The sequence below is a fragment of the Qipengyuania sp. MTN3-11 genome, from assembly GCF_042851825.1.
In the GTDB taxonomy this organism is placed as follows: Bacteria; Pseudomonadota; Alphaproteobacteria; order Sphingomonadales; family Sphingomonadaceae; genus Qipengyuania.
Map to the genome: position 1 here is coordinate 486,585 of NZ_BTGM01000001.1, position 21,857 is coordinate 508,441.

General features: G+C 65.0%; 18 protein-coding genes. 15 read left to right on the forward strand and 3 right to left on the reverse strand.

The window, feature by feature from the left end:
- Complete coding sequence (locus ACGHN1_RS02315; RefSeq protein WP_063511170.1) at positions 1-1,128, reverse strand: HlyD family secretion protein; 1,128 nt, start codon at positions 1,126-1,128, stop codon at positions 1-3.
- 177 nt (positions 1,129-1,305) lie between these two features.
- Between ACGHN1_RS02315 and ACGHN1_RS02320 the strand changes: the two genes are divergently transcribed.
- Together ACGHN1_RS02320 and ACGHN1_RS02325 are read left to right on the forward strand one after the other, a co-directional pair.
- Positions 1,306-1,782: a MarR family transcriptional regulator gene (locus ACGHN1_RS02320; RefSeq protein ID WP_390549741.1), complete on the forward strand. Its 477-nt coding sequence runs from the start codon at positions 1,306-1,308 to the stop codon at positions 1,780-1,782.
- On the forward strand, positions 1,755-2,705 hold the full coding sequence (locus ACGHN1_RS02325; protein ID WP_082837520.1) for an MlaD family protein: 951 nt from the start codon (positions 1,755-1,757) through the stop codon (positions 2,703-2,705). The genes ACGHN1_RS02320 and ACGHN1_RS02325 overlap by 28 nt, the downstream gene beginning before the upstream one ends.
- A 298-nt stretch (positions 2,706-3,003) precedes the next feature.
- Here ACGHN1_RS02325 and ACGHN1_RS02330 read toward each other — a convergent pair whose 3' ends face one another.
- A complete protein-coding gene (locus ACGHN1_RS02330; RefSeq protein ID WP_390547961.1) occupies positions 3,004-3,660 on the reverse strand; it encodes a TetR/AcrR family transcriptional regulator in 657 nt (218 codons plus the stop codon).
- A gap of 257 nt (positions 3,661-3,917) precedes the next feature.
- Between ACGHN1_RS02330 and ACGHN1_RS02335 the strand changes: the two genes are divergently transcribed.
- The 6 genes from ACGHN1_RS02335 (at position 3,918) to ACGHN1_RS02360 (ending at position 14,132) form a co-directional block, all read left to right on the forward strand.
- Entirely contained in the window at positions 3,918-6,221 is a 2,304-nt protein-coding gene (locus ACGHN1_RS02335) for a TonB-dependent receptor (RefSeq protein ID WP_390547963.1), read from the forward strand.
- Positions 6,222-6,311: 90 nt separating this feature from the next.
- Positions 6,312-7,979, forward strand: coding sequence for a carboxylesterase/lipase family protein (locus ACGHN1_RS02340; RefSeq protein ID WP_390547965.1), 1,668 nt, complete (start codon positions 6,312-6,314; stop codon positions 7,977-7,979).
- On the forward strand, positions 7,970-9,553 hold the full coding sequence (locus ACGHN1_RS02345) for an AMP-binding protein (RefSeq protein WP_390547967.1): 1,584 nt from the start codon (positions 7,970-7,972) through the stop codon (positions 9,551-9,553). Before ACGHN1_RS02340 ends, ACGHN1_RS02345 begins: the two co-directional genes overlap by 10 nt.
- Positions 9,550-11,208, forward strand: coding sequence for a carboxylesterase/lipase family protein (locus tag ACGHN1_RS02350; RefSeq protein ID WP_390547969.1), 1,659 nt, complete (start codon positions 9,550-9,552; stop codon positions 11,206-11,208). The genes ACGHN1_RS02345 and ACGHN1_RS02350 overlap by 4 nt, the downstream gene beginning before the upstream one ends.
- A 28-nt stretch (positions 11,209-11,236) precedes the next feature.
- Positions 11,237-12,571, forward strand: coding sequence for a spinster family MFS transporter (locus tag ACGHN1_RS02355; protein WP_390547971.1), 1,335 nt, complete (start codon positions 11,237-11,239; stop codon positions 12,569-12,571).
- A 1-nt stretch (position 12,572) separates the two neighbouring features.
- Positions 12,573-14,132: an FG-GAP repeat domain-containing protein gene (locus ACGHN1_RS02360; RefSeq protein WP_390547973.1), complete on the forward strand. Its 1,560-nt coding sequence runs from the start codon at positions 12,573-12,575 to the stop codon at positions 14,130-14,132.
- 55 nt (positions 14,133-14,187) lie between these two features.
- Here the strand turns inward: ACGHN1_RS02360 and ACGHN1_RS02365 are convergent, their stop codons facing one another.
- Entirely contained in the window at positions 14,188-14,637 is a 450-nt protein-coding gene (locus ACGHN1_RS02365) for an Lrp/AsnC family transcriptional regulator (protein WP_390547975.1), read from the reverse strand.
- A 115-nt stretch (positions 14,638-14,752) separates the two neighbouring features.
- Between ACGHN1_RS02365 and ACGHN1_RS02370 the strand changes: the two genes are divergently transcribed.
- Genes ACGHN1_RS02370 through ACGHN1_RS02400 form a run of 7 tightly spaced genes read left to right on the forward strand, consistent with a single transcriptional unit; the run spans position 14,753 to position 21,816 of the window.
- Complete coding sequence (locus tag ACGHN1_RS02370) at positions 14,753-15,055, forward strand: DUF2849 domain-containing protein (RefSeq protein WP_390547977.1); 303 nt, start codon at positions 14,753-14,755, stop codon at positions 15,053-15,055.
- Entirely contained in the window at positions 15,055-16,734 is a 1,680-nt protein-coding gene (locus ACGHN1_RS02375; protein ID WP_390547979.1) for a nitrite/sulfite reductase, read from the forward strand. Before ACGHN1_RS02370 ends, ACGHN1_RS02375 begins: the two co-directional genes overlap by 1 nt.
- Positions 16,721-17,164, forward strand: a complete 444-nt coding sequence (locus tag ACGHN1_RS02380) for a DUF934 domain-containing protein (protein ID WP_390547981.1) — start codon at positions 16,721-16,723, stop codon at positions 17,162-17,164. Before ACGHN1_RS02375 ends, ACGHN1_RS02380 begins: the two co-directional genes overlap by 14 nt.
- Positions 17,161-17,883: a phosphoadenylyl-sulfate reductase gene (locus ACGHN1_RS02385; protein WP_390547983.1), complete on the forward strand. Its 723-nt coding sequence runs from the start codon at positions 17,161-17,163 to the stop codon at positions 17,881-17,883. Before ACGHN1_RS02380 ends, ACGHN1_RS02385 begins: the two co-directional genes overlap by 4 nt.
- Positions 17,880-19,307: a siroheme synthase CysG gene (gene cysG / locus ACGHN1_RS02390; RefSeq protein WP_390547985.1), complete on the forward strand. Its 1,428-nt coding sequence runs from the start codon at positions 17,880-17,882 to the stop codon at positions 19,305-19,307. The genes ACGHN1_RS02385 and cysG overlap by 4 nt, the downstream gene beginning before the upstream one ends.
- Positions 19,304-20,206 carry a sulfate adenylyltransferase subunit CysD gene (gene cysD / locus ACGHN1_RS02395; RefSeq protein WP_390547987.1) on the forward strand — a complete coding sequence of 301 codons (903 nt, stop codon included), beginning with the start codon at positions 19,304-19,306 and terminating at the stop codon, positions 20,204-20,206. The genes cysG and cysD overlap by 4 nt, the downstream gene beginning before the upstream one ends.
- A complete protein-coding gene (locus ACGHN1_RS02400) occupies positions 20,206-21,816 on the forward strand; it encodes a sulfate adenylyltransferase subunit 1 (protein WP_390547989.1) in 1,611 nt (536 codons plus the stop codon). The genes cysD and ACGHN1_RS02400 overlap by 1 nt, the downstream gene beginning before the upstream one ends.
- Positions 21,817-21,857: the final 41 nt, after the last annotated feature.

The following is a 21,857-nucleotide window of genomic DNA, read 5'->3' on the forward strand; positions in this document are numbered from 1 at the left end:
TCAGTCTCCGGCCGCGTTGCGGATCGAATCGAGTTGGTCTCTAGCGGCGCGCGTATCGACACTCGCGACAACAGACATGCCCGGCACCAGCAGACGCAGGATCTCGGGCGAAGCCTGAATGGATATGCGCACCGGGACGCGCTGAACGATCTTGGTGAAATTACCCGTCGCGTTCTGTGGCGGAAGGATTGAGAATTCTGCCCCGGTCCCGGGGGCGATGCTTTCCACTCTTCCTAATAGCTCGAGGTCCGGCAGCGCGTCGATTTCCAAGGTGACGGGTTGCCCCGGGCGGACAAGTCCGAGCTGCGTTTCCTTGAAATTTGCTGTCACGTAGAGGCGGTCGGTCGGTACGAGGCTCATAAGGCGTTGGCCAGGCTGGACAAATTGTCCAGGTCGGACCGTGAGGTCACCCACCCGCCCGGAAATACTGGCCTGGAGCGTGGTCGATGACAGGTTCAGACGGGCGGCCTCGAGTTGCGCACGAGCGGCGTTGGCTTGCGAATTGGCCTGGTCTATCTGCTCGCTAAGCGTGTTCTGTCGGCGCTGTGCCGCCGTGAGCGCGGCGCGCGCTGCCGCGACTTGAGCCTGCGCTTCTCTGGCCTGGGCCTCCAGCTGATCGAGCCTCTCGCGCGGCTCCGCTCCCGAAGCGGCAAGGGGGCGGTACCGGACAACCTGCTCAGCAGCGAGACCAGCCTGTGCAGATGCTGCTGCGAGCTGTGCACGGGCCTGGGCAATTGCCGCGTCCTGCTCTTGTTGCTGGGCGCGTACCGTATCTGCTCCGGCGAGCGACGCGGCGATCTGGGCTTCGACCTGGTTCGTTTGGGCACGATAATCTCGCACGTCCAGCTGGACAAGTGCATCGCCCGACGCGACCGTTTGATTCTCCGTCACTAATACGCGCTCGACGTAGCCCGCAATTTTGGGGGAGATGATGACGCTGTCGGCGGCAATATAAGCGTTGTCGGTGGACTGCTGGAATCTGCCGTACGTCTGATGATTGTAATACCAGTAGCTCCCGGCGAGCAGGACCAGAATGCCGGCGATCAGCAGACCCAGCCGGACCCGCGGACTGGACAACCCCGTCGGACGTGCGCCTTCATCGCTAGCCCCTGCTGTCTCGTCCGCCATGATTATTTCGCTCCTCGCCATCGTTTGAGCCGCTGCGCGAGCGATATAGCGGCCAAAACAAAATGCGAAAGTCCTTTACTATTTTTCTCCGATCGATAGGAATGTCTCATGCCAGAAGATGAGGGCACTCTCGCACTCGACAATGTCATCACCCACGATGATCGAGCGATCTTCATGATGGGCCAGATCAGCCGCGCCGCGCGCAAGGCATTCGATGACCGAGCACAGCCGCTGAGCCTCAATCGTACGCAGTGGCGTGTGTTGGCGCAGCTCATCAGAGCTCCTGCCCTGAACCAGACGGACATCGCCAGGAGACTTGAAATCACATCCTCCAGCAGCGGCCTGGAAGACATGACGCCTTCGCGCTTGAGTGACCGGACGCGGCTTGCGCAAGTCATAGCAATATTCGGTCGCCACGGGCGGGGCGGCATCACGCCCGTGTTGGGACTAGGCCGATCTCAAACCAAAACACATTCGACGCGCCCGGATGCCCCGCTCGTGGCGATTGCGCCAGGGGACGAACCTCGGTCATGTTCTATAGCGGACAACCGAATGGAGCATGCGGGACGCGAACTTTCATTGCACCGGCCCTCTGCCGGACGAACAAACCGCTGGCGGCGTGCTAGATGGAAACTAACGCAAACTTCTCCCTAGTGGCGTGGATCGTTGGCATTCTGATGCTTACGACCATCGCTTTCGCGATGTGGCTAATCGATCCCAGACCAAATCAGGAAACATATCAGATCAAGTTTGATCGCTCCGTGGAAGGCCTTCAGTCGGGATCGACTGTAACACTATTGGGAGTCCCTGTGGGACAGGTAACATCGGTCCGTCTGGCGGAAAATGAACCGGAAAACGTGGTCGTTGTTCTGACTCTCGATCCTTCTGCGGCGAAAGTCCACGGCCTTGAAGCGACAATCAGCACGGATCTGATAACTGGAGAGGCTGCGCTCGTGCTCGAGGGCCGACGGGGTCGTGAGGGCATTTACACCGACAAGTCAGGAAAAAAGATCATTCCCGCCGCGGACGAAACCGGACTATTGGGGAGGGATGCGACCGCCACTGTAGAGACCGTGGCAAATAGCATTCGCGCTCTGAACGAAGGACTGGAGCCAGAAAAGCAACGGGTGATCACCTCCGATCTTGTCCGGCTTCGAGTCACGACGGCCGCACTCGCATCGGACGCCGAAGGTTGGGACGAACGATTGGCCTCAACAAAAGGAAGATTGTTAGACTTAGGGCAAAGGGTTGGTGGATGGGGAAATAATCTTCGAGATGCAGATCGGCGGATCTCAGGGCGGAGCGCTTCTGCTATCGCGCAACTACGCCTTCGCCAATTCAGGGAGGGGGTGCAGAACGCTGAAAACAAACTTTCCCAGATAAGGAGTGGCATTCCGGCGGTCGAAGATTCTTTGGTTGAAGGTGAAACGGACCTTCGCGAACTTAGTCGCGAACTTGCTCCTCTCAGTGAAAAAATCGAAGATATTCAGGTTGAGGGAATTACATCAAATCCTCCCCTCCCAGACTATCGGCCAAAAAGAAGAGAAGCTGGAACGAATATCGATGATTTAAAGTAAACCGAACGGATGACTGCTTCCGGGCAGAGCGCGCAGCCCGTAAAATAGCGGAGATTGGAGCGCAAAGCGGATAACGACCTACTCCGCGGTCAAGTTTGAAATTGAAATTCCGAGTCCTAAAAAAGGCATCGAACCAATACATTAGAGGGATTTTGCGGGCCTTTTGCGGGCTTTTCAGCTTGACCGAAATATCTAAACATCAGAAATTAAACGGAAAAGAAGTTCGAATGTGATGCCTCTTCTGGGCACCATTTGTTCTTGCATTTCACCGTATTCGGGCGATCGGTCGTCGTCGCGGTCAGGCCGGGGTCTTCGAGCAGATCTGGCGGAAACCTGCCGCCATGAACGAGGCCATCCTCTGCTTTACCGCGTCGAAATCGTCCGAATGGCACAGGCCGCCGGACAATTGGTCGATGCGCCCCGTCCGCGCGAGAGTCAGCATCAGGGCGCCCGAGACGAAGTGGAAGCCCCAGAATATTTCCGTCCGGTCGCATTCGGGCATGGCTTTCTCGAGAAGTCCGGTGAGCCGGAGAACCACCGGGTCGAACCATTTGTCGAAGATTTCCGCGCCCCAATCCGGTGTGCTGGCGACCAGGGCCGCGAGCGTCCCGGCGTCCCGCCATTGCGGGCCGCCATCTCCATAGAGATCGAGATTGGTGTCGAGAAAGGCCCGCAGCGCGCCCTCGACGGTGACGTTCTCCCCGACTTCCTCCTCGTAACGGTCGAGCGCCTCCAGGCGGACTCGGTTCGCCTCGATCGCGCGCCGCGCGAAGACCTCGTCGAACAGCTTCTGCTTGTCGTCGAAATAGTAGTTCACGAGCGTGTGGTGAACGCCGACCTGTTTCGCGACGTCCTTCAGCGCGACCCCGTGGAATCCCCGCTGGGAAAAGAGCGTCTCGGCGGCATCGAGCAATTGCTCGGTGGTCTCCGCGCGCCGCTCCGCCTTGGTCTGCACCTTTCCTTTTCGTTTCGTGGAAGCGGGCAATTTGCTCACCTGTGCTGGAATGGAGGCGATGCGACCGGCCGGGCGCACCATGAAGCTGGGTAATCGGCGTCGGAATGATTATCAAGTGTGTGAATAACCGAAGGATGGAAATACCGTGCTAGAAAAACATCATTCACGCGCAAGAGAGTGAATGTTGACACACGCGTGAACGATGGTAATTCCCGATTCAACCGAGAGAACACTCCGGTCGGATTGGGAGAGAGAATATGAGATCGCATCTCGCGGCGACCGCGTCCTTCGCGGCTATCGCCCTGGTCACCACCCCCGCCCTGGCGCAACAAACCGGCGAGGAGGAGCAGGAGGCCGAAACCGAAACCCTGGAAGATCTCTCTCCGGCCGCGGATGCCGATCGCGGCACGATCATCGTCACGGCCACACGGCGCGAGCAAAGGCTTCAGGACGTGCCGCTGAGCGTCACCGCCTTCCAGCAGGAAGAGCTGACCGAAAAGGGCATCGTGGGCTACGAAAGGCTCGCGCGCGAGACACCGGGGGTGGTGCTCAACCGGCCGACCCAGAACTTCAACAATTTCACCGCTCGCGGGATTTCCACCAATGGCTACAGCGCCGGACTGCAGGCTCCTGTCGCCATCTACATCGACGAGCTGCCGATCTCGGCGAACGGCAATTCGACGATCCTCGACCCCAATCTCTACGATGTCCAGCGCGTCGAATTCCTGCGTGGACCGCAGGGCACGCTGTTCGGTTCGGGTTCGCTCGCCGGGGCCATGCGGATCATCACCAACGCTCCCAATCCCAACGCTTTCGAAGCCTCGGCGCTGGTCGATCTGGGCTACACCGAGGGTGGCGGTCTGCGGCAGCGCTACAACGCGATGATCAACCTTCCGGTCAAGGAGAACGAGGCCGCCTTCAGGCTGGTCGGCTTCTACAAGGACGAGGACGGCTGGGTCGACAATATCGGGACCGGTATCGAGAATGCCAATTCGCTGGTCAATTACGGTGCCCGGGCATCCTTTCTCGTCGAACCGAGTCCCAATTTCTCGGTCCGCATCACGGGCAACTACGAGCACAGCAAGCCTGCGGACAGCGGGCTGACCAATCCGACGCTGGGCACCTACATCCGCCGGACCGATCGGCCCGACCGTTTCCAGAGCGAATTGAGCAACCTCAACGCGACGGTCGTTTGGGACATCGGCTTCGCCGAACTGACAAGCTCGAGCACCTTCGCCGACATCAACGGCGAATTCATCGTCGATCTTGCCGGCACTTTCGCGCAGGCCTTTCCCTTCGCGCTCGACGCGGTCGGTTACGACACGATCTTCGTGCAGGAAACCCGGCTGGCGTCCAACCCCAACGGTGGCCCACTCGACTGGATCGTCGGGACGTACTATTTCGACAAGCGGCGCGACGTGACCTTCGAATACCGCAGTTCGCCGGAATTCCTCGCGGCCCGGAACCTGACCGGTCTCCCGGACGAATATTACCAGCGCTTCGCCAATTATACCGACATCAACGAAAAGGCGGTTTTCGGCGAAGCGACCTTCCGCTTTTCGGATGCGCTGTGGGTGACCGGCGGCCTGCGCTACGGCGGAACCGAAGTGCAGACGACGACGCGCGCCGGGGGCTACAACAGCAACTATCTGCTCGCCGCCATCCTCGGGCTGCGCAACACCCGCCTTACGGTCACGCCCATTCCCGCGGCGGTCGGACTGGAAGCCAGCGACAGCCGGCTCAGTTGGAAGGCGAGCGCATCTTTCAAGCCCAGCGAGAGCGTAACGACCTACGCGACCGTCTCGACGGGCTTCCGCCCGCCGGTCGTGAACGACCGCGCCGGCCTCGCCAGCACGGTCAATCCCGCCGACATCATCATCCCGCCGGGTGCGACTTCGGACAAGCTGACCAATTACGAGATCGGGCTGAAAGGCAATTTCTTCCGGGGCGGGCTGATCGCCAATCTCGCCGCTTTCTACATCGACTGGAACAACATCCAGGTCCAGGCGAACCGGGTTTCCGATTCGGTCCAGTTCGCCACGAACATCGGCGGCGCGGTCAGCAAGGGGTTCGAATTCGAGCTCATCGCCCGGCCGACGGATGCTCTGCGGCTGGCCGCGAGCGGGGCCTATATCGACGCGCGAATCGACGATCTGACGGCGCAGGAAGCGGCGATTTCGGGTGCGGTCGACGATGTCCGGCTTGCAGCGCCCAAATTCTCGGGCTCCGCCTCGGCCACTTATACTTTTCCGGTCGGCGATACGGAGGAAGCCTTCGTCACCGGCAGCCTGTCCTATGTCGGGTCCTTCCCCGGTCTCTTCCCCAATGTGCCGGGGCAGCCGGGGGTCCGATCGCCGCAATACGATTTCACCGACGCTTACACCTATGCCAATTTCTACGCAGGCGTGAAGATCAGTCCCGACCTCTCGGTCACGGCCTATGTCGAGAACGTCTTCGACAACGACGCGATCGTCTATGTGCATCCCGAGGCCTTTCTCGACGGACGCTATGCGCGGCTGCAGCCCCGCACATGGGGCGTGCGCACGAGCTTCGCCTTCTGAAGGGCGAGCGGGCGGAAGGAGCGCACTTTTTCCTCTTCCAAAGTGCTCCTTCCGCCTTTCGGCGTTTCAACAGCAGACGGGCGCAGAATCATGATCAGATACCTCACCGCATTTCTCGCCGCCGCCAGCCTGGCAGCTTGCGCGCATTCGCCCGTCGACCCCGTCCTGGCACCGGCAAGCAGCGATGCACCCGTCGTCCGGACATCCCAGGGTGGCCTGCAGGGATCGCGCGACGGCAGCGTCCGCAGCTTCAAGGGCATTCCCTTCGCGCAAGCTCCTGTCGGCCCACTGCGCTGGCAGGCGCCACGGCCCCACCCGGGCTGGAGCGGAACCCGGCAGGCTGTGGAATTCGGTGCGTCCTGCGTCCAGCCGGTCGTCAGCACCGCCGCCAATTCGGTCTATGCCGACGACCCCACTCCGATCAGCGAGGACTGCCTGTTCCTCAACGTCTGGGCGCCGGAGGACGCGCGGGATGCGCCGGTGTTCGTCTGGATCCACGGCGGCGCGCTGGTTTCGGGTAGCAGCAAGTTCGGAATGTACGACGGGGCCCGGATGGCGGAACAGGGGATCGTCTTCGTTTCGGTCAACTATCGCCTCGGCCCGCTCGGCTATCTCGCGCATCCCGAGCTTTCGGCGGAATCGGCGGACGGTGTCTCCGGGAACTACGGGTTGCTCGACCAGATCGCGGCGTTGCGCTGGGTGGAAAACAATATCGCGGCGTTCGGCGGCGACCCCGACCAGGTCACGGTGGCGGGGGAATCCGCAGGTGCGCTCAGCGTGATGTATCTGATGACCTCGCCCGCGGCGCGCGGACTGTTCGACCGGGCGATCTCGCAGAGCGGCTACATGATCTCCAGCCCCGCTCTCGACGAGACGGTCCACGGCCATCTATCCGCCGAAAACCAGGGGCTGTGGCTGCAGGAGAAGCTCGGGAAGGCCGATCTGGCGGGCCTGCGCGCGATGGACGCGCGGCAATTGACCGATACTGCGCTCGGGGCCGGGTTCCTCACCTGGGGCACGATCGACGGCAAGGTGATCCCCCGGCAGACCTACGAATCCTTCCGCCGGGGCGAGCAGGCACCGGTGCCGCTTCTGGCCGGCTTCAACAGCGGGGAAATCCGCACGCTGCGCCGCCTGCTGCCGCCGCCTCCCGACGATGCAGCGGCCTATCGTACCGCTATCGAGGCCAGCTACGGCGATTTAGCTCCGCGCTTCCTGGCGCTCTACCCGCCGACCGATATCGACGAGAGCATGCTCGCGACCACGCGGGACGCGCTCTACGGCTGGACGGCGGAGCGGATGGTGCGCGATCAGCATGCGCTTGGAAAGGATGCCTGGCTCTACCTCTACGACCACGGCTATCCTTCGACCGATGCGGCTGGGCTGCACGCCTTCCATGCGGCGGAAATTCCCTTCGTCCTCGGCAACACCGACAAGGTGACGCCGAACTGGCCGGCCATTCCCGACACGCCTGCCGAACGCCGATTCGCAGACACGCTGTTTTCCTATTGGGTGTCCTTCGCCCGGGGCGGCCAGCCACAGGCCCCCGGCGCGCCGGCGTGGCCCGCCTATGGTTCGGAAGGCAAGATGATGGTGCTGGCGGACGGGTTCGATGTTCGCTCGGGAGGGATCGGCCCGGCCTTCGCGCTGCAGGACGAGGTGGTGTGCCGGCGCAGCGCGCAGGGAGCCACGCCGTGGCATTGGAACGTGGGCATCGCCTCTCCCGTCAATCCGGCTCCGATACCATCGTGTCGATAATCCCTGGCAGTTCCCAGCCCTATGCGCTGACGCTCGACAAATTCATCGACCACGCGGCCAAATGGCACCCCGGCAAGGGCGTTGTGACCGCGAGCGAGGATGGTCAGAACACTTACCTGCCGTACGACACTCTGCGCGATCGAGCACGGGCCATCTCCACCCGGCTTCGCCACGAGGGCGCGAAGACCGGTGAATGTGTCGCGACGCTGGCGTGGAACACGCAGGCGCATATGGAATGCTGGTATGCGATCATGGGGATCGGCGCGGTCTGTCATACGCTCAATCCGAGGCTGCCGGTCGAGACCCTCGCGGACATGGTGGCTCAATCGCAGGCGCGCATCCTGATCGCGAGCGCGGACCAGGAGCAACTGGCGGCCGGGATCGCGGCGCGCTGTCCCTCGCTCGACACCATCTTCGTGATCGACGGCAAGGCCGAATGGTCGACGCCGCAGCCCGGCGTGCGGATTCTTTCGCTGGACGTCGATGCGGATGTCGCCCCCGCCGAATGGGGGGGCTTCGACGAGAATGCACCTTGCGGGCTTTGTTTCACCTCGGGCACGACCGGGGCGCCCAAGGGCGTGACCTACACCCACCGCGGGATTTTCCTGCACACCCTGCGGCAATTGCAGGCCGACGTCGCCGGCATCGTCGAGGCCGACGTGGTGCTCCCGGCGGTGCCGATGTTCCATGCCAACGGCTGGGGTCTTCCCTTCGCCTGTCCGGCGGTCGGGGCGAGCCTCGTGCTGCCGGGCCGCAGGACCGACGGGGCCAGCCTCGCCGCGCTGATCGCCCGGCACGGGGTCACCATCGCCGTCGGCGTGCCGACCGTCTGGCTCGACCTGTTCGACCATGCCGAGCGCGAGGGCATCGAACTGCCTTCGCTCAAGCGGTTGATGGTGGGGGGCGCCTCCATGCCCGAAGCCCTGTCGCGGCGCATCCTTGCGCGCGGGATCGAGGTGCAGCAGACCTGGGGCATGACCGAGCTGTCGCCCCTCGGCACCGCGATACGACCCGGAACGGGGCATGGCGCTTCGCGTGCCTCCGGGACTCCGGCACTCGGGCTCGATCTTCTCCTGATGGACCACGAGGGCGTGCCGATATCCGAGCAGCGCGGCAAGGAAGGGCGGCTCCATGTCAGGGGCCCCTCCGTGGTCGAATGCTATTTCGGCGAACGGACACCGGCCACGGCCGACGGCTGGTTCGACACCGGGGATCTGGCAGTGATCGACGGAAGCGGCAGCGTCGAGATCACCGGGCGCAGCAAGGACCTGATCAAGTCGGGGGGCGAGTGGGTCAATCCGGTCGAGCTCGAAACGGTGGTCGGTTCGCTCGACGGCATCCGCAAGGTCGCCGTCATCCCCCGCAGCCATCCCAAATGGGGGGAACGGCCGGTGCTGATCGTCGAGCTGGCGGACGGGGCCAGCATGAGCGATGCCGAGCTTCTCGATCCGCTGCGCAGCCGCTTCGCCAAATGGTGGCTGCCCGACGACATCATCAGGGTCGCGTCGATGCCGCTCGCCACGACCGGCAAGATCGACAAGCGGCAACTCCGGTCGGAGTACGGAACGCAATGAATCCGCTCGGTTTTCTGCGCCTCGCCTCGCTGGCCTGGCTCGCCACGCTGGCAGGGTGCATGCACGCGCCGACCGCACCAGGATCTTCGGGTGCGCCGATCGTTCGCACGCAGGACGGCGATGTCCGCGGTTCGCGCGAGAGCGGAGTAAACCGCTTCCTCGGTATTCCCTATGCCGCCGCGCCGGCGGGCGAGATGCGCTGGCGCCCGCCGAGCGAACCGGCAGGTTGGGACGGTGTCCGGAACGCCCAAAGTTTCGGCCCCGCCTGCGTCCAGCCCGAAGTTCCGGCCGCCAGCATCTACAACGATCCGCCGGCGGCGATGTCGGAGGACTGCCTCAATCTCAACGTCTGGACACCGCAGGGCGCGCAGGACGTGCCGGTCGTCGTCTGGCTGCACGGCGGCTCGCTGCGCATCGGAGCGAACAGCCTGCCGATCTACGACGGCACGCGCTATGCCGAGAAGGGCGTCGCCTTCGTCTCGGTGAACTATCGGCTCGGCCCGCTCGGCTGGCTGGCCCATGAGGAATTGAGCCGGGAATCGGAGCTCGGCGTCTCCGGCAATTACGGACTCCTCGACCAGATCGCCGCGCTCGAATGGGTGCGGGACAACATCGGCGCGTTCGGCGGCGATCCGGGCAATGTGACGATCATGGGCGAATCCGCCGGCGCTCTCAGCGTCACCTATCTGATGGTCGCTCCCCAGGCGCGGGGCCTGTTCGACAAGGCGATCATCCAGAGCACCAATGTGCGCAGCTTCCCGGAATTGCGCGAGGCCAGAAACGCCATGCCTTCTGGCGAGCAGATCGGCGCCGATGTCCTGGAAAAACTGGGCGTCCCCGACATAGCCGCCGCCCGCGAACTCGACGCGCGGGACCTGACCAGCCGGGCGACGGCGGCCGGTTTTTCGCCTCAGGGCACGATCGACGGACATTTCCTGCCACGCCACTTGATCGACGTGTTCGACAGCGGCGAACAGGCGCATGTGCCGGTGATCGTCGGCTACAACGCGCACGAATATCGCCCCGAAGGCGTGCCGGCCGTGCGCATGCCGTCCGTTCCCGGGGCATACGAGGCCGCGATCGCCAGCATTTACGGCGATCTCGCCCCCGAATATCTGCGGCTCTATCCGGAAAGCGAAGGGGTCGACGCGCTGCTCGATGCGACCGGCGACGGGATCTTCGGCTGGTCGGGCGAACGGATCGCGCGCAGCCAGCGCGAACTGGGCCTGCCATCCTATTTCTACATTTTCGACTATTGCTATCCTTCCGCCGCCGCGCGCGACCTGTGCGGATTTCATGCGAGCGAACTGCCGTTCACCTTCGGCAACATGGCAGCGGAGGATTTGCCCGCCCGCTGGCCGGTGCCCGACGGGACCCACGACAGGGCGGTATCCGACGCCATGATCGCCTATTGGACGAGCTTCGCGGCCAGCGGACGTCCGCTGGCGCCGAGGCTTCCCGTCTGGCCCGCCTACGGGGAGCAGCAGAATTTCATGCTTTTCGCCGACAGCCCGGTGGCGGGGCGCGATCCCCGGCCGGGCATGTTCGAACTGCACGAGGATTTCGCCGACCGCGAACGGCGCGAAGGCCGTTCCTGGGGTCAGCTGATCGGCCTTGCCGCGGCACCCATGCCGGCGCGCGATGACGGGAACTAGGGACGGAATCCATGTGGAGAGCGCGAACATGACCGAAACCACGAGCCAAGCAGCGGTGCCGCCGGATTCGGCGAATCCCTATGCGCGCAAATCCTATCGCTACTTCGTGCTCGGGGTGCTTACTCTCGTTTACGCACTCAATTTCCTCGACCGGCAGCTGCTGGTCATTCTGCAGGAGCAGATCAAGGCCGAGTTGCTCCTCTCGGATACCCAGCTCGGTCTCCTGTCCGGCTTCGCCTTCGCCCTGTTCTACGTCTCCTGCGGCATTCCCATCGCTCGCTGGGCGGATCAGGGAACCCGGCGGAGCATCATCGCGCTCGCGCTGTCGGTGTGGAGCGTGATGACCGCGGCGAGCGGGCTTGCGCAGAACTATCTGCACCTGCTGCTGGCCCGCATCGGCGTCGGTGTCGGCGAGGCCGGGGGCAGCCCGCCCGCGCATTCGATGATCTCCGACATCTTCCGCAAGGAAGAGCGGGCGACGGCGCTGTCGATCTATTCGATCGGGATCTACATCGGCATTCTGCTGGGCTTCGCGCTCGGTGGCTGGGTCGCCGACACCTTCGGCTGGCGGACGGCATTCTTCGTCGTCGGGCTGCCTGGCGTGCTGGTCGCGGTCTTCCTGCGGTTCACGGTCAAGGAACCGATGCGGGGCTGGTCTGAAGGGCGGCAGGCGGACACCACGCCCGCTCCGCCGTTCCGCCAGGTCCTCGGGTTTCTCTGGTCCCGGCGGACCTTCCGCAATCTGGCGCTGGCCGGTAGCCTCCAGGCGCTGGTCATCTACGGAATCGGCAATTGGCTGCCGTCCTACTTCCTGCGCAATTTCGAGATCGGTTTGACCGAACTCGGCATCTGGATGGCCCTGACCTCCGGCTTCGGCGGGGGTGCGGGTTCCTTCTTCGGCGGCTGGATGGCCGACAGGCTCGGCGCGCGCGATGCCCGCTGGTATGTCTGGGGCCCGGCGATCCTGATGCTGGCGATCGCCCCGGTCCTGCTGGTGATCCTGACCACGCCGACGCTGCTGGTTGCGCTGATCCTGACCGGCGTGTTCCACTTTCTCTCCGCCTCCTATCTCGGGCCGGCGCTGGCGGTGTCGCACGGCCTCGTGGGTCTGCGCATGCGCGCGCTGACCTCGGCGATCTTCTTCTTCTTCATCAATCTGATCGGCCTCGGGCTGGGGCCAGTGATCGTCGGCTATCTCAGCGACAGCTTCGCCGCCGGGGGGAACGACGATGCGCTGGCGCATGCGATGCTGATCACCGGCTGCTTCGCGTCGCTATGGGCCGTGCTGCATTATGTGCTGGCGTCGCGCACCGTTCGCGCCGATCTCGACGCCAGCCCGACCAACGACGGGATGTCGGCCTAGCATGACGATGCGCGCGTCCGGGATCGGCTGCTTCCTTGCGGCGATCCTGGCGGGTTGCGCACCGCTGGCCCCGGTCGATCGGCCGAGCGGCGCGACAGTGGCGGAGACGCCGAGCCGGGCGCTGGCGGTGGACGGCCGTTACATCTCCTGGCGCGAACACCGGATCGACGACGAGGGCGTCAACGGCGGTGTGCCGGTCCGCGGCGGCGACGGGCTGGTCGAGGCCGACATCGATCGCGACGGCCGTCTCGACATCGTCTCGGTTCACGAGGATTCGAACCACCTGCGCATCGCTTTCGGCACATCCGATCCCGACCGCTGGATCCTGGCGAGCGTTGCCGAGGGCGACGTGGCGAGGGCGATCGAGGATGTCGCGGCGGGCGATATCGACGGGGACGGGTGGATCGATCTCGTCACCGCCAGCGAGGAGGCGCACCTCGCGTTCTTCAGGAACCCGGGCAAACGGGCCCGCGACGGTCGCTGGCCCTTTCTGATCCCGGAGATCACGCGCGGACGCGGATCATGGCTGCGCACCTTCATCGCCGATGTCGACGGCGACGGACGGTCCGACGTTCTCGGCGCCAACAAGGGGGCGAGCGACATCGTCGATCCTGCCGCCCCGCGGGCGGACCGCTCTACGTCGCTCTTCACCATCGCGGGCGACCCGTTGGACGATGCGAGCTGGCGGGAACAAGTGCTGTTGAGGCGCGACCTGCCCAATACCGCCATGCCGGTCGATATCGACGGAGACGGCGATATCGACATCCTCGCGGCGGCGCGGCTGGCCCAGCAGGCGTTCCTGCTGGTGAACACCGGCACCGGTTCGAACGGCAAGGTCGGCATCGAAGCGCACCCGATCGAGATCGATGTCGGCAGTTCCCCCTGCACCGTCGTCACTTCCGCTTTCCAGTCGGACTTTGCCGATATGGACGGCAACGGGCGGCTCGATCTGGTCGTCGGCGTCATCGAAGATTGCGGCGACCCGCGGGCACCCAACGGACTTCCGGCGCTCGGCTGGCTGCGGCAGCCGACCGCGCCGGACATGCCCTGGCGCTACCACCGCATCGGCGACATCCTGCCCGACATTCCGATCGGGATCGCAATCGCGGATTTCGACGGCGACGGCGATCCGGATGTCGTCACCGGGGGCTACTCCGGCCTCAACATTATCCAGGGCGGCTATTCCGATGCAGCCCGCGATTTCGACAGCCCCAATGTAACGCCAAGTTCCACGGTCGGTCGCCTGGCCTGGTTCGCCAATCCGGGCACGGGAGGGGAGGGCTGGGTCAGGCACGACATCTCGCGGCGGGTGCGCGGCATGTACGATGCCTTCATCGCCCGCGACATGGATGGGGACGGCGATCCCGACCTTGTCACCACGCGGGGCAACAGCGGCGCATTCGACGGCGTGATCTGGCTGGAACAGATCCGGCACCCGCATCCGGCACGGGCATTCACCCCCGCTCGGCCGAGAGAGAGTGCCGCCCTTCCGCTTCCGCCCCCCGACTGGCTCGACCGCTACGGCACGGCGAACACGCTCACGGCTCCCAACAAGCAGTAGACCGACGTTTGTGGCTCATGAAGGCTGCGTCGACCCGCCTCCGCACGCAAAAGGATCAGATGTCGAAGGCCGTGGAATATTTTATCCGCTCCATGGCGAAGCGCGAGGTGACGTTCTTGAGCGGGACGGCCGCGATGAGGTCGCGGTAAAAGGCGTCGAAATCGGCCATCGAACCCACCGAGATCCGCAGCGTGTAGTCGATCTCGCCCGCCATGCGATAGACTTCCATGACCTGCGCCATGTCCGAAACCGCCCTGGCGAAACTGTCGAGCCATTGCGGCGAATGGTCGGAGGTCTCGACATCGACGAAGACGGTGATGTCGCGACCGATTGCCGCCGGGTCGAGCAACGCCACGCGGCGGGTGATCACCCCCGCCTGTTCGAGCTTCTGGATCCGGCGCCAGGTCGGCGTTTGCGACAGGTTCACCCGGTCGGCGATCTCGGTGACGGGCAGCGAGGCATCGTCCTGCAACAGGCGAAGAATGGCCCGATCGATGGCATCCATGCGTCAGCTACCGTTAAATTGGAAGAAAATGCTCAATCGCCGTGAAAATTAGCATCCCGCGTGTTTTTGCCAAGCCCGGATTGGGAAGGCGGCTTCCTTGCGCTATATGCCCGTGATGGAAAAATCTTCCAAGCTTCCGAAATTGCCGGTCGTGCTGACCGCCAATCTGCTGCGTGGCGGCGAGGTCGTCTATTTCGATGGCGAGGGCTGGGGCGCGAACCTTGCGAGCGCCTTCCTCGCCGAGGACGAGCCCGCCGCGCGTCATCTGGAGACGATCGCTGCGGACAGCGCAGGGATCGTGGTCGATCCCTATCTGGTGACCGCTGCGAAGGGAGAGGATGGCAGGCCCGCCCCGGCGCATTACCGCGAGGCGATCCGCGCCGCCGGCCCAACCATCGGTTTCGGGGAGACTGCCTGATGTATCGCTACGACGAATTCGACGAACAGCTGGTCCGCGAACGGGTCGAACAGTTTCGCGGTCAGGTCGAGCGCCGGCTGGACGGCTCGCTGACCGAAGACGAGTTCAAGCCGCTGCGGCTGATGAACGGGCTCTACCTCCAGCTGCACGCCTACATGCTGCGCGTCGCCATTCCCTACGGCACGCTCAATTCCGCGCAGATGCGCCAGCTTGCGCTGATCGCCGAGCGTTACGATCGCGGCTACGGCCACTTCACCACCCGGCAGAACCTCCAGTACAACTGGCTGAAACTGGTCGACGTGCCCGATATCCTCGGCCTGCTTGCCGATGTCGGGATGCATGCCATCCAGACCTCGGGCAATTGCATCCGCAACGTCACCGCCGATCACTTCGCGGGCGTCGCCGCTGACGAGATCGAGGACCCGCGCCCTACCGCCGAGCTGATCCGGCAATGGTCGACGCTGCATCCCGAGTTCGAATACCTGCCCCGCAAGTTCAAGATCGCGGTGACCGGCGCCGAGGAGGACCGCGCGGCTATCTCGGTCCACGACATCGGCATCCGCATCGTGACGAATGGCGAGGGCGAGGTCGGCTATCGCATCCTGGTCGGCGGCGGGCTCGGCCGGACGCCGATGGTCGGCAAGACCGTGCGCGATTTCCTGCCGCGTGCCGAACTGCTCGATTACCTGCAGGCGATCATGCGGGTCTACAACCGCCACGGCCGCCGCGACAACAAGTACAAAGCGCGGATCAAGATCCTCGTCCACGAACTGGGCGCGGCGGAATTCACCGCGCAGGTGGAGGAGGAATACCGCCAGCTGGAACGCGACGGAATTGCGGTCGCGCGGGCCGAACTCGAACGTATCGCGCAATATTTCGCGCCGCCCAGGCTCGAAGAGCGTGCCGAACCGTCCGATACGCTGGCCGAGGCCCGCGCGGCCGACCCGGCGCTGGAGCTCTTCGCGCGGCACAATCTGGTGCCGCACAGGGTCCGCGGCCACACCGCGCTGATCGTCTCGGTGAAGCCCATCGGCAAGCCACCCGGGGATGCGACCGCCGAGCAGATGCGGGTCCTGGCCGATCTGGCGGAGCAGTATTCGCAGGACGAGATGCGGATCACCCACATGCAGAACGTGATCCTGCCGCACGTTCGACTCGACGATGTGCCTGCGATCCACGAACGACTGCTCGAGGCGGGGCTGGCCGAGCCCAATGCCGCGCTGATCACCGATATCATCGCCTGCCCGGGCATGGATTACTGCGCGCTCGCCACCGCGCGCTCGATCCCGATCGCGGAAGACATCCAGCGCGTCTTCGCCGATCCTGCGCGCCAGGCCGAGATCGGCAAGCTCAGCATCAAGATTTCCGGCTGCATCAATGCCTGCGGACATCACCACGTCGGCAATATCGGTATCCTCGGGCTCGAGCGGATGGGGCGCGAGAATTACCAGATCACGCTCGGCGGCGATCCCGGCAATGCGACGGCGCTGGGCGAGCGGCTCGGCCCGGGCATCGATGCCGATGCCGTTCCGGGTGCGATCGAGGCGATCGTCGACACTTATCTGCAACTGCGCCAGGGCCCGGAAGAGCAGTTCCTGCAGACGCTCGCGCGTGTCGGGCACGATCCCTTCAAGCCAGCGCTCGAAGCGAAGAAGGAGGCGGCCGATGCCACTGCTTGACAAGGGCGGGCTGGCCACGGACGCCACCGAATTCGTGGATCTCGACGCGCTCGAGGAGGAACAGGCGGACCGGGGACCTGGCGATCGCTTCGGCGTTCGGGTCCCCTGCGACGTCGATGGCGAGGAACTGGCGCGGCGTGCCGGCAGTGCGGGCGCGATCGCGATCGAAGTGCCGCGGACCGGAGACGGGCGCGTGTTCAGCCTGGCCGCGACCTTGCGCGAGCGCGGCTATCACGGAATCATCCGCGCCGTGGGCCCGCTGATCCCCGATCAGTTCGCCTTCGCGCTGGCCTGCGGCATCGATCAGGTGGAAATCACCGACGAACAATTGGCACGCCAACCGCTCGACCAATGGCTCGCCTCCGCGGGCACGATATCACGGACCTATGTCGGGTCGGACGGTATCTTCGCCAGGCGGAGCGCGGCGTGAATCTTCCCGTCATCGAGGGTGATACGCCGCAGGAGCGGCTGGCTTCGCTGCGCGGCGCGGTTCCGGGCCGGATCGTGTTCACCACCAGCTTCGGGCTCGAGGATCAGGCGCTCACGCATATGATCCGCGAAGGCGGCCACGATATCGCCATCGTCACGCTCGATACCGGACGGCTGTTCGGTGAGACCCATGCGCTGTGGGCCGAGACCGAGGCGCGTTACGGCCTGCGCATCCGTTCCTTCCATCCCGATCCCGCCGAACTGGCCCAGCTGCTCGACGACTGGGGCGCTAACGGCTTCTACCTCGCGAAGGACGCGAGGCTCGCCTGTTGCGGGGTGCGCAAGGTTGGGCCGCTGAAGCAGGCGCTTGCCGGGGCACAGGCCTGGGTTACCGGGCTACGCGCCGACCAGTCGCAGGCGCGCGGCGATATCATGGGCATCGAATACGACGAGGGGCATGGCCTCATCAAGACGGCGCCGCTGTTCGACTGGTCGCGCGAGGACGTAGCCGAATTCTGCGCGGCCCACGATGTGCCGGTAAACCCGCTTCATGCCGAAGGGTATCTGTCGATCGGCTGCCAGCCGTGCACCCGCGCGGTCGCACCGGGCGAACCCGAACGCGCGGGCCGCTGGTGGTGGGAACAGGACGCAGCGAAGGAATGCGGGTTGCATGTCGGTGCCGACGGCAAGTTCGTGCGCGCGAAGGAGGCGGTGGTATGAATCGCGAGCCACTGCAGACCCCGCCGCGCATCGCGCCGCTGGCCAAGCTGCCGCTGTTTCACGCCCTTCACGATCGCCGCGTCCTCGTCGCTGGCGATACCGATGGCGCGCGCTGGAAGGCGGAATTGCTCAGCGCCGCCGGTGCGCAGGTGCTGGTGCTGGCGGGCGAGGCTCCGCAGCGCGAGCGCTGGGAGGGACTGACCGCCTCGCCGGTCGACGGCCCGGTCCTGCTCGAAGCGCGAGACTGGACAACCGAAGATTTCGACGGCCTGGCGCTCGCCATCGCCGATCTCGAGCCTGCGGAGGGTGAGGCCTTTGCCGCCGCTGCCCGCGCGGCGCATGTGCCGGTCAATGTCGTCGACAAGCCGGCCCTGTGCGATTTCCAGATCGGTTCGATCGTCAATCGATCACCGGTCGTGATCGGCATTTCGACGGACGGGGCGGCACCGATGCTCGGCCAGTCGATTCGCAGCCGGATCGAGGCCGTGCTGCCCCCGGGCCTCGCCGGCTGGGCGGCCGCGGCCAGCCGCTGGCGGGAACGCCTCAAGCGCAAGGTCCCGGACGGCAAGGCGCGGCGTCGCTTCTGGGAACGCTTCACCGCGGCTGCCTGGAACGCGCCCGAGCACGCTCCGGTCGAGTCCGATTTTTCCGAACTCCTGAACGACACAGGCGAGACCGGCGGCAGCGTCACCATGGTCGGGGCGGGACCCGGCGACCCCGAACTGTTGACGCTCAAGGCCGTTCGCGCGCTCCAGACCGCGAGCGTGATCCTCTACGACGATCTCGTCGCGCCCGAAGTGCTCGAACTGGCTCGCCGGGAGGCGCGGCGAGTGTCCGTCGGCAAGCGCGGGCGCGGCCCCTCGGTCGGGCAGGATGTGATCGATGCCGAGCTGGTCAGGCTCGCGCGTGCCGGCGAGCGGGTCGTGCGGCTCAAGGGCGGCGATCCGCTTGTTTTCGGGCGCGCGACCGAAGAACTCGACGCATGCCGCGCCGCCGGCGTTCCGGTGACCATCGTGCCCGGCATCACCGCGACGCAGGGTGCCGCTGCGGCGCTCGGCTTCTCGCTGACCGAGCGGGTTCACGCCCGCCGGGTCCAGTTCGTCACCGGTCACGGGATGAGCGGGACCTTGCCCGAAGACCTCGACTGGCGGGCCATCGCCGATCCTCACGCCACCACCGCGGTCTACATGCCGCGCGCCACGCTCGCCGAATTCGCCAGCCGCGCCATCGCCGCCGGGCTCGACCCGCTGACTCCAGCACTCGCGGTGGCCTCGGCCACCCTGCCGCAGCAGGCCGACGTCCGCTGTTCGCTCGCCTCTCTGCCGCAGATGGCGGCGAAACTGCCCGAAGGCGCTCCTGTTCTGGTCGTGATCGGCCAAGTCGCGCGCGAGAATGGTGCCGCAGCACTCGGAGACGTAGCATGACCGCGCCGCTCAGCCATCTCCAGATGCTCGAGGCCGAGAGCATCCACATCTTTCGCGAGGTCGTCGCGGAATCCGAAAACCCGGTGATGCTCTATTCGGTGGGCAAGGATTCCGCCGTGCTCCTCCACCTCGCGCGCAAGGCCTTCTTCCCCGCCCCGATCCCTTTCCCGCTGCTTCATGTCGATACGATGTGGAAATTCCGCGATATGTACGCATTCCGCGACAACGTGGCCGAGGATTACGGGGTCGAGCTGATCGTCCACCGAAATCCGGAAGCCGAGGAACGCGGGATCAATCCCTTCGATCACGGCCCGCTGCATACCGACATGTGGAAGACGCAAGGGTTGAAGCAGGCGCTCGACGCGCATGGCTTCGATGCGGCCTTCGGCGGGGCGCGGCGCGACGAGGACAAGAGCCGCGCCAAGGAGCGCGTCATCTCGGTGCGCAGCCCCGGCCATCGCTGGGATCCGCGCCGCCAGCGCCCGGAATTGTGGAACCTCTACAACGCCCGCAAGGCACCCGGCGAGACGATCCGCGCCTTCCCCCTGTCAAACTGGACCGAGCGCGACGTGTGGCAGTACATCGCTGCCGAGGACATTCCCATCGTGCCGCTCTATCTCGCCGCACCGCGCCCCGTGGTCGAACGCGACGGCATGCTGCTGATGGTCGACGACGACCGCTTCCCCCTGCGCGAGGGCGAGGAGCCGGAGGAGCGCTGGGTCCGCTTCCGCACGCTCGGCTGCTACCCGCTGACCGGTGCCGTGGAGAGCCGCGCCGCCACTCTCGAAGAGGTCGTCGCCGAGACGCTCAGCGCCACCGTGTCGGAGCGCCAGGGTCGCGCCATCGACCGCGACAGCTTCGATGCGATGGAGCGCAAGAAGCAGGAAGGCTATTTCTGATGCACGGCTCCGCCACCACGGCGAGCGGAAGCCTCGCAAACGGTCATGCGCTCGACGACAAGGACATGCTCAGGTTCATCGTCTGCGGTTCGGTGGACGACGGCAAATCGACGCTGATCGGGCGGCTGCTCTACGAGACCGGGAGCGTGCCGGCAGACCAGCTGGAGACGCTCGCTGCCGAGAGCCGCCGTTTCGGCACGCAGGGTAATTCGCTCGACCTTTCGCTGCTCGTCGACGGCCTTTCCGCCGAGCGCGAGCAAGGCATCACCATCGACGTCGCCTATCGCTATTTCTCGACCGCTCGGCGCAAGTTCATTGTCATCGATGCGCCGGGGCACGAGGAGTACACGCGCAACATGGCGACCGGCGCCTCGCATGCCGATGTCGGGGTGCTGCTGGTCGATGCGCGGCAGGGGCTGACCGAACAGACCCGGCGCCACGCGCGGCTGCTGAAAATGCTCGGCGTGCGGCGAATGCTGCTGGCGGTGAACAAGATGGACCGGGTGCGGTTCCTGCGCGAAGTCTTCGACGAGGTCGTGGCGAACTTCACCGCCTTCGCCGAGGAGGCCGACCTCGACGCCTTCGAGGTGATTCCCGTCGCTGCGCTCACCGGTGCGAATATCACCACCCTCTCCTCGGCGATGCCGTGGTACGAGGGCCCGCCGCTGCTCGAATTTCTCGAGACCGTGCCGGTGGAGGCTAATCAGGCCGCAGAGGCCGCGCCGTTCCGCATGCCGGTGCAGCTCGCGCTGCGACCGGACGCGGGCTTTCGCGGCTTTGCCGGAACCATCGCTTCGGGACGTGTCGCGGTGGGTGACGGGATCGTGGTGCAGCCAAGCGGAAGGACGACGACCGTTGCGCGGATCGCCAGTTACGATGGCGATCTCGACGAGGCGGGGGCAGGGCAGGCGGTCGTGCTGGTCTTCTCCGACCAGGTGGACTGCGCGCGCGGCGACGTCATCTCCTCGCAGGAAGCGTCGGCAGCGAGTGCCCAGCGGTTCTCCGCCGATCTCGTCTGGCTGAACGAGAAGGCATTCGATCCTCGCCGCGACTATCAGCTCAAACTCGCCAGTCGGTCGTTGGCCGCGGAGCTGAGTTTTCCCGAAAGCCGCCGGCCTCCCGCGCTCAACGATATCGTCCTCGGCGAAGTCGTCGCCGCCCGGCCGATCATAGCCGCGCCCTATGCGGAGGAACGGGGGCTCGGCGCCTTCATCGTCACCGATCGCGAGTCCCAGGCTACGGTTGCGGCCGGAATGATCCGCGATCTTCGCGCGCAGGACACTTCGCGCAGCGCGTCGTCGACTGCCAACATCGTCTGGTTCCGCTCGGGCGAGGATGGAAAAGCGGATGAACTGACGCGGGTGGTCGACGCGCTTTCGGTCAGCGGCAGCCGGGTCCTCGTCATCGACGATGCCACGCTGCGGGCCGATCTGTGCAGCGATCTGGCGGAAACCGGACCGGAATGGGGACGCCGCGCGCTGGCGGTCGCCCGCTTGGCGGCGCGTGCCAGGGTGACGGTGGTCGTCGCCACCGCGGCCGAAGCGCCACGCGATGCGCCTGTGCAGACGATCGATTCCGCAGCGGATATCGCCTCGACCTGGGTGATCTGATCGGTTCGTCCGATTTATTCGGGTCCAGCCCATCGGTCCGC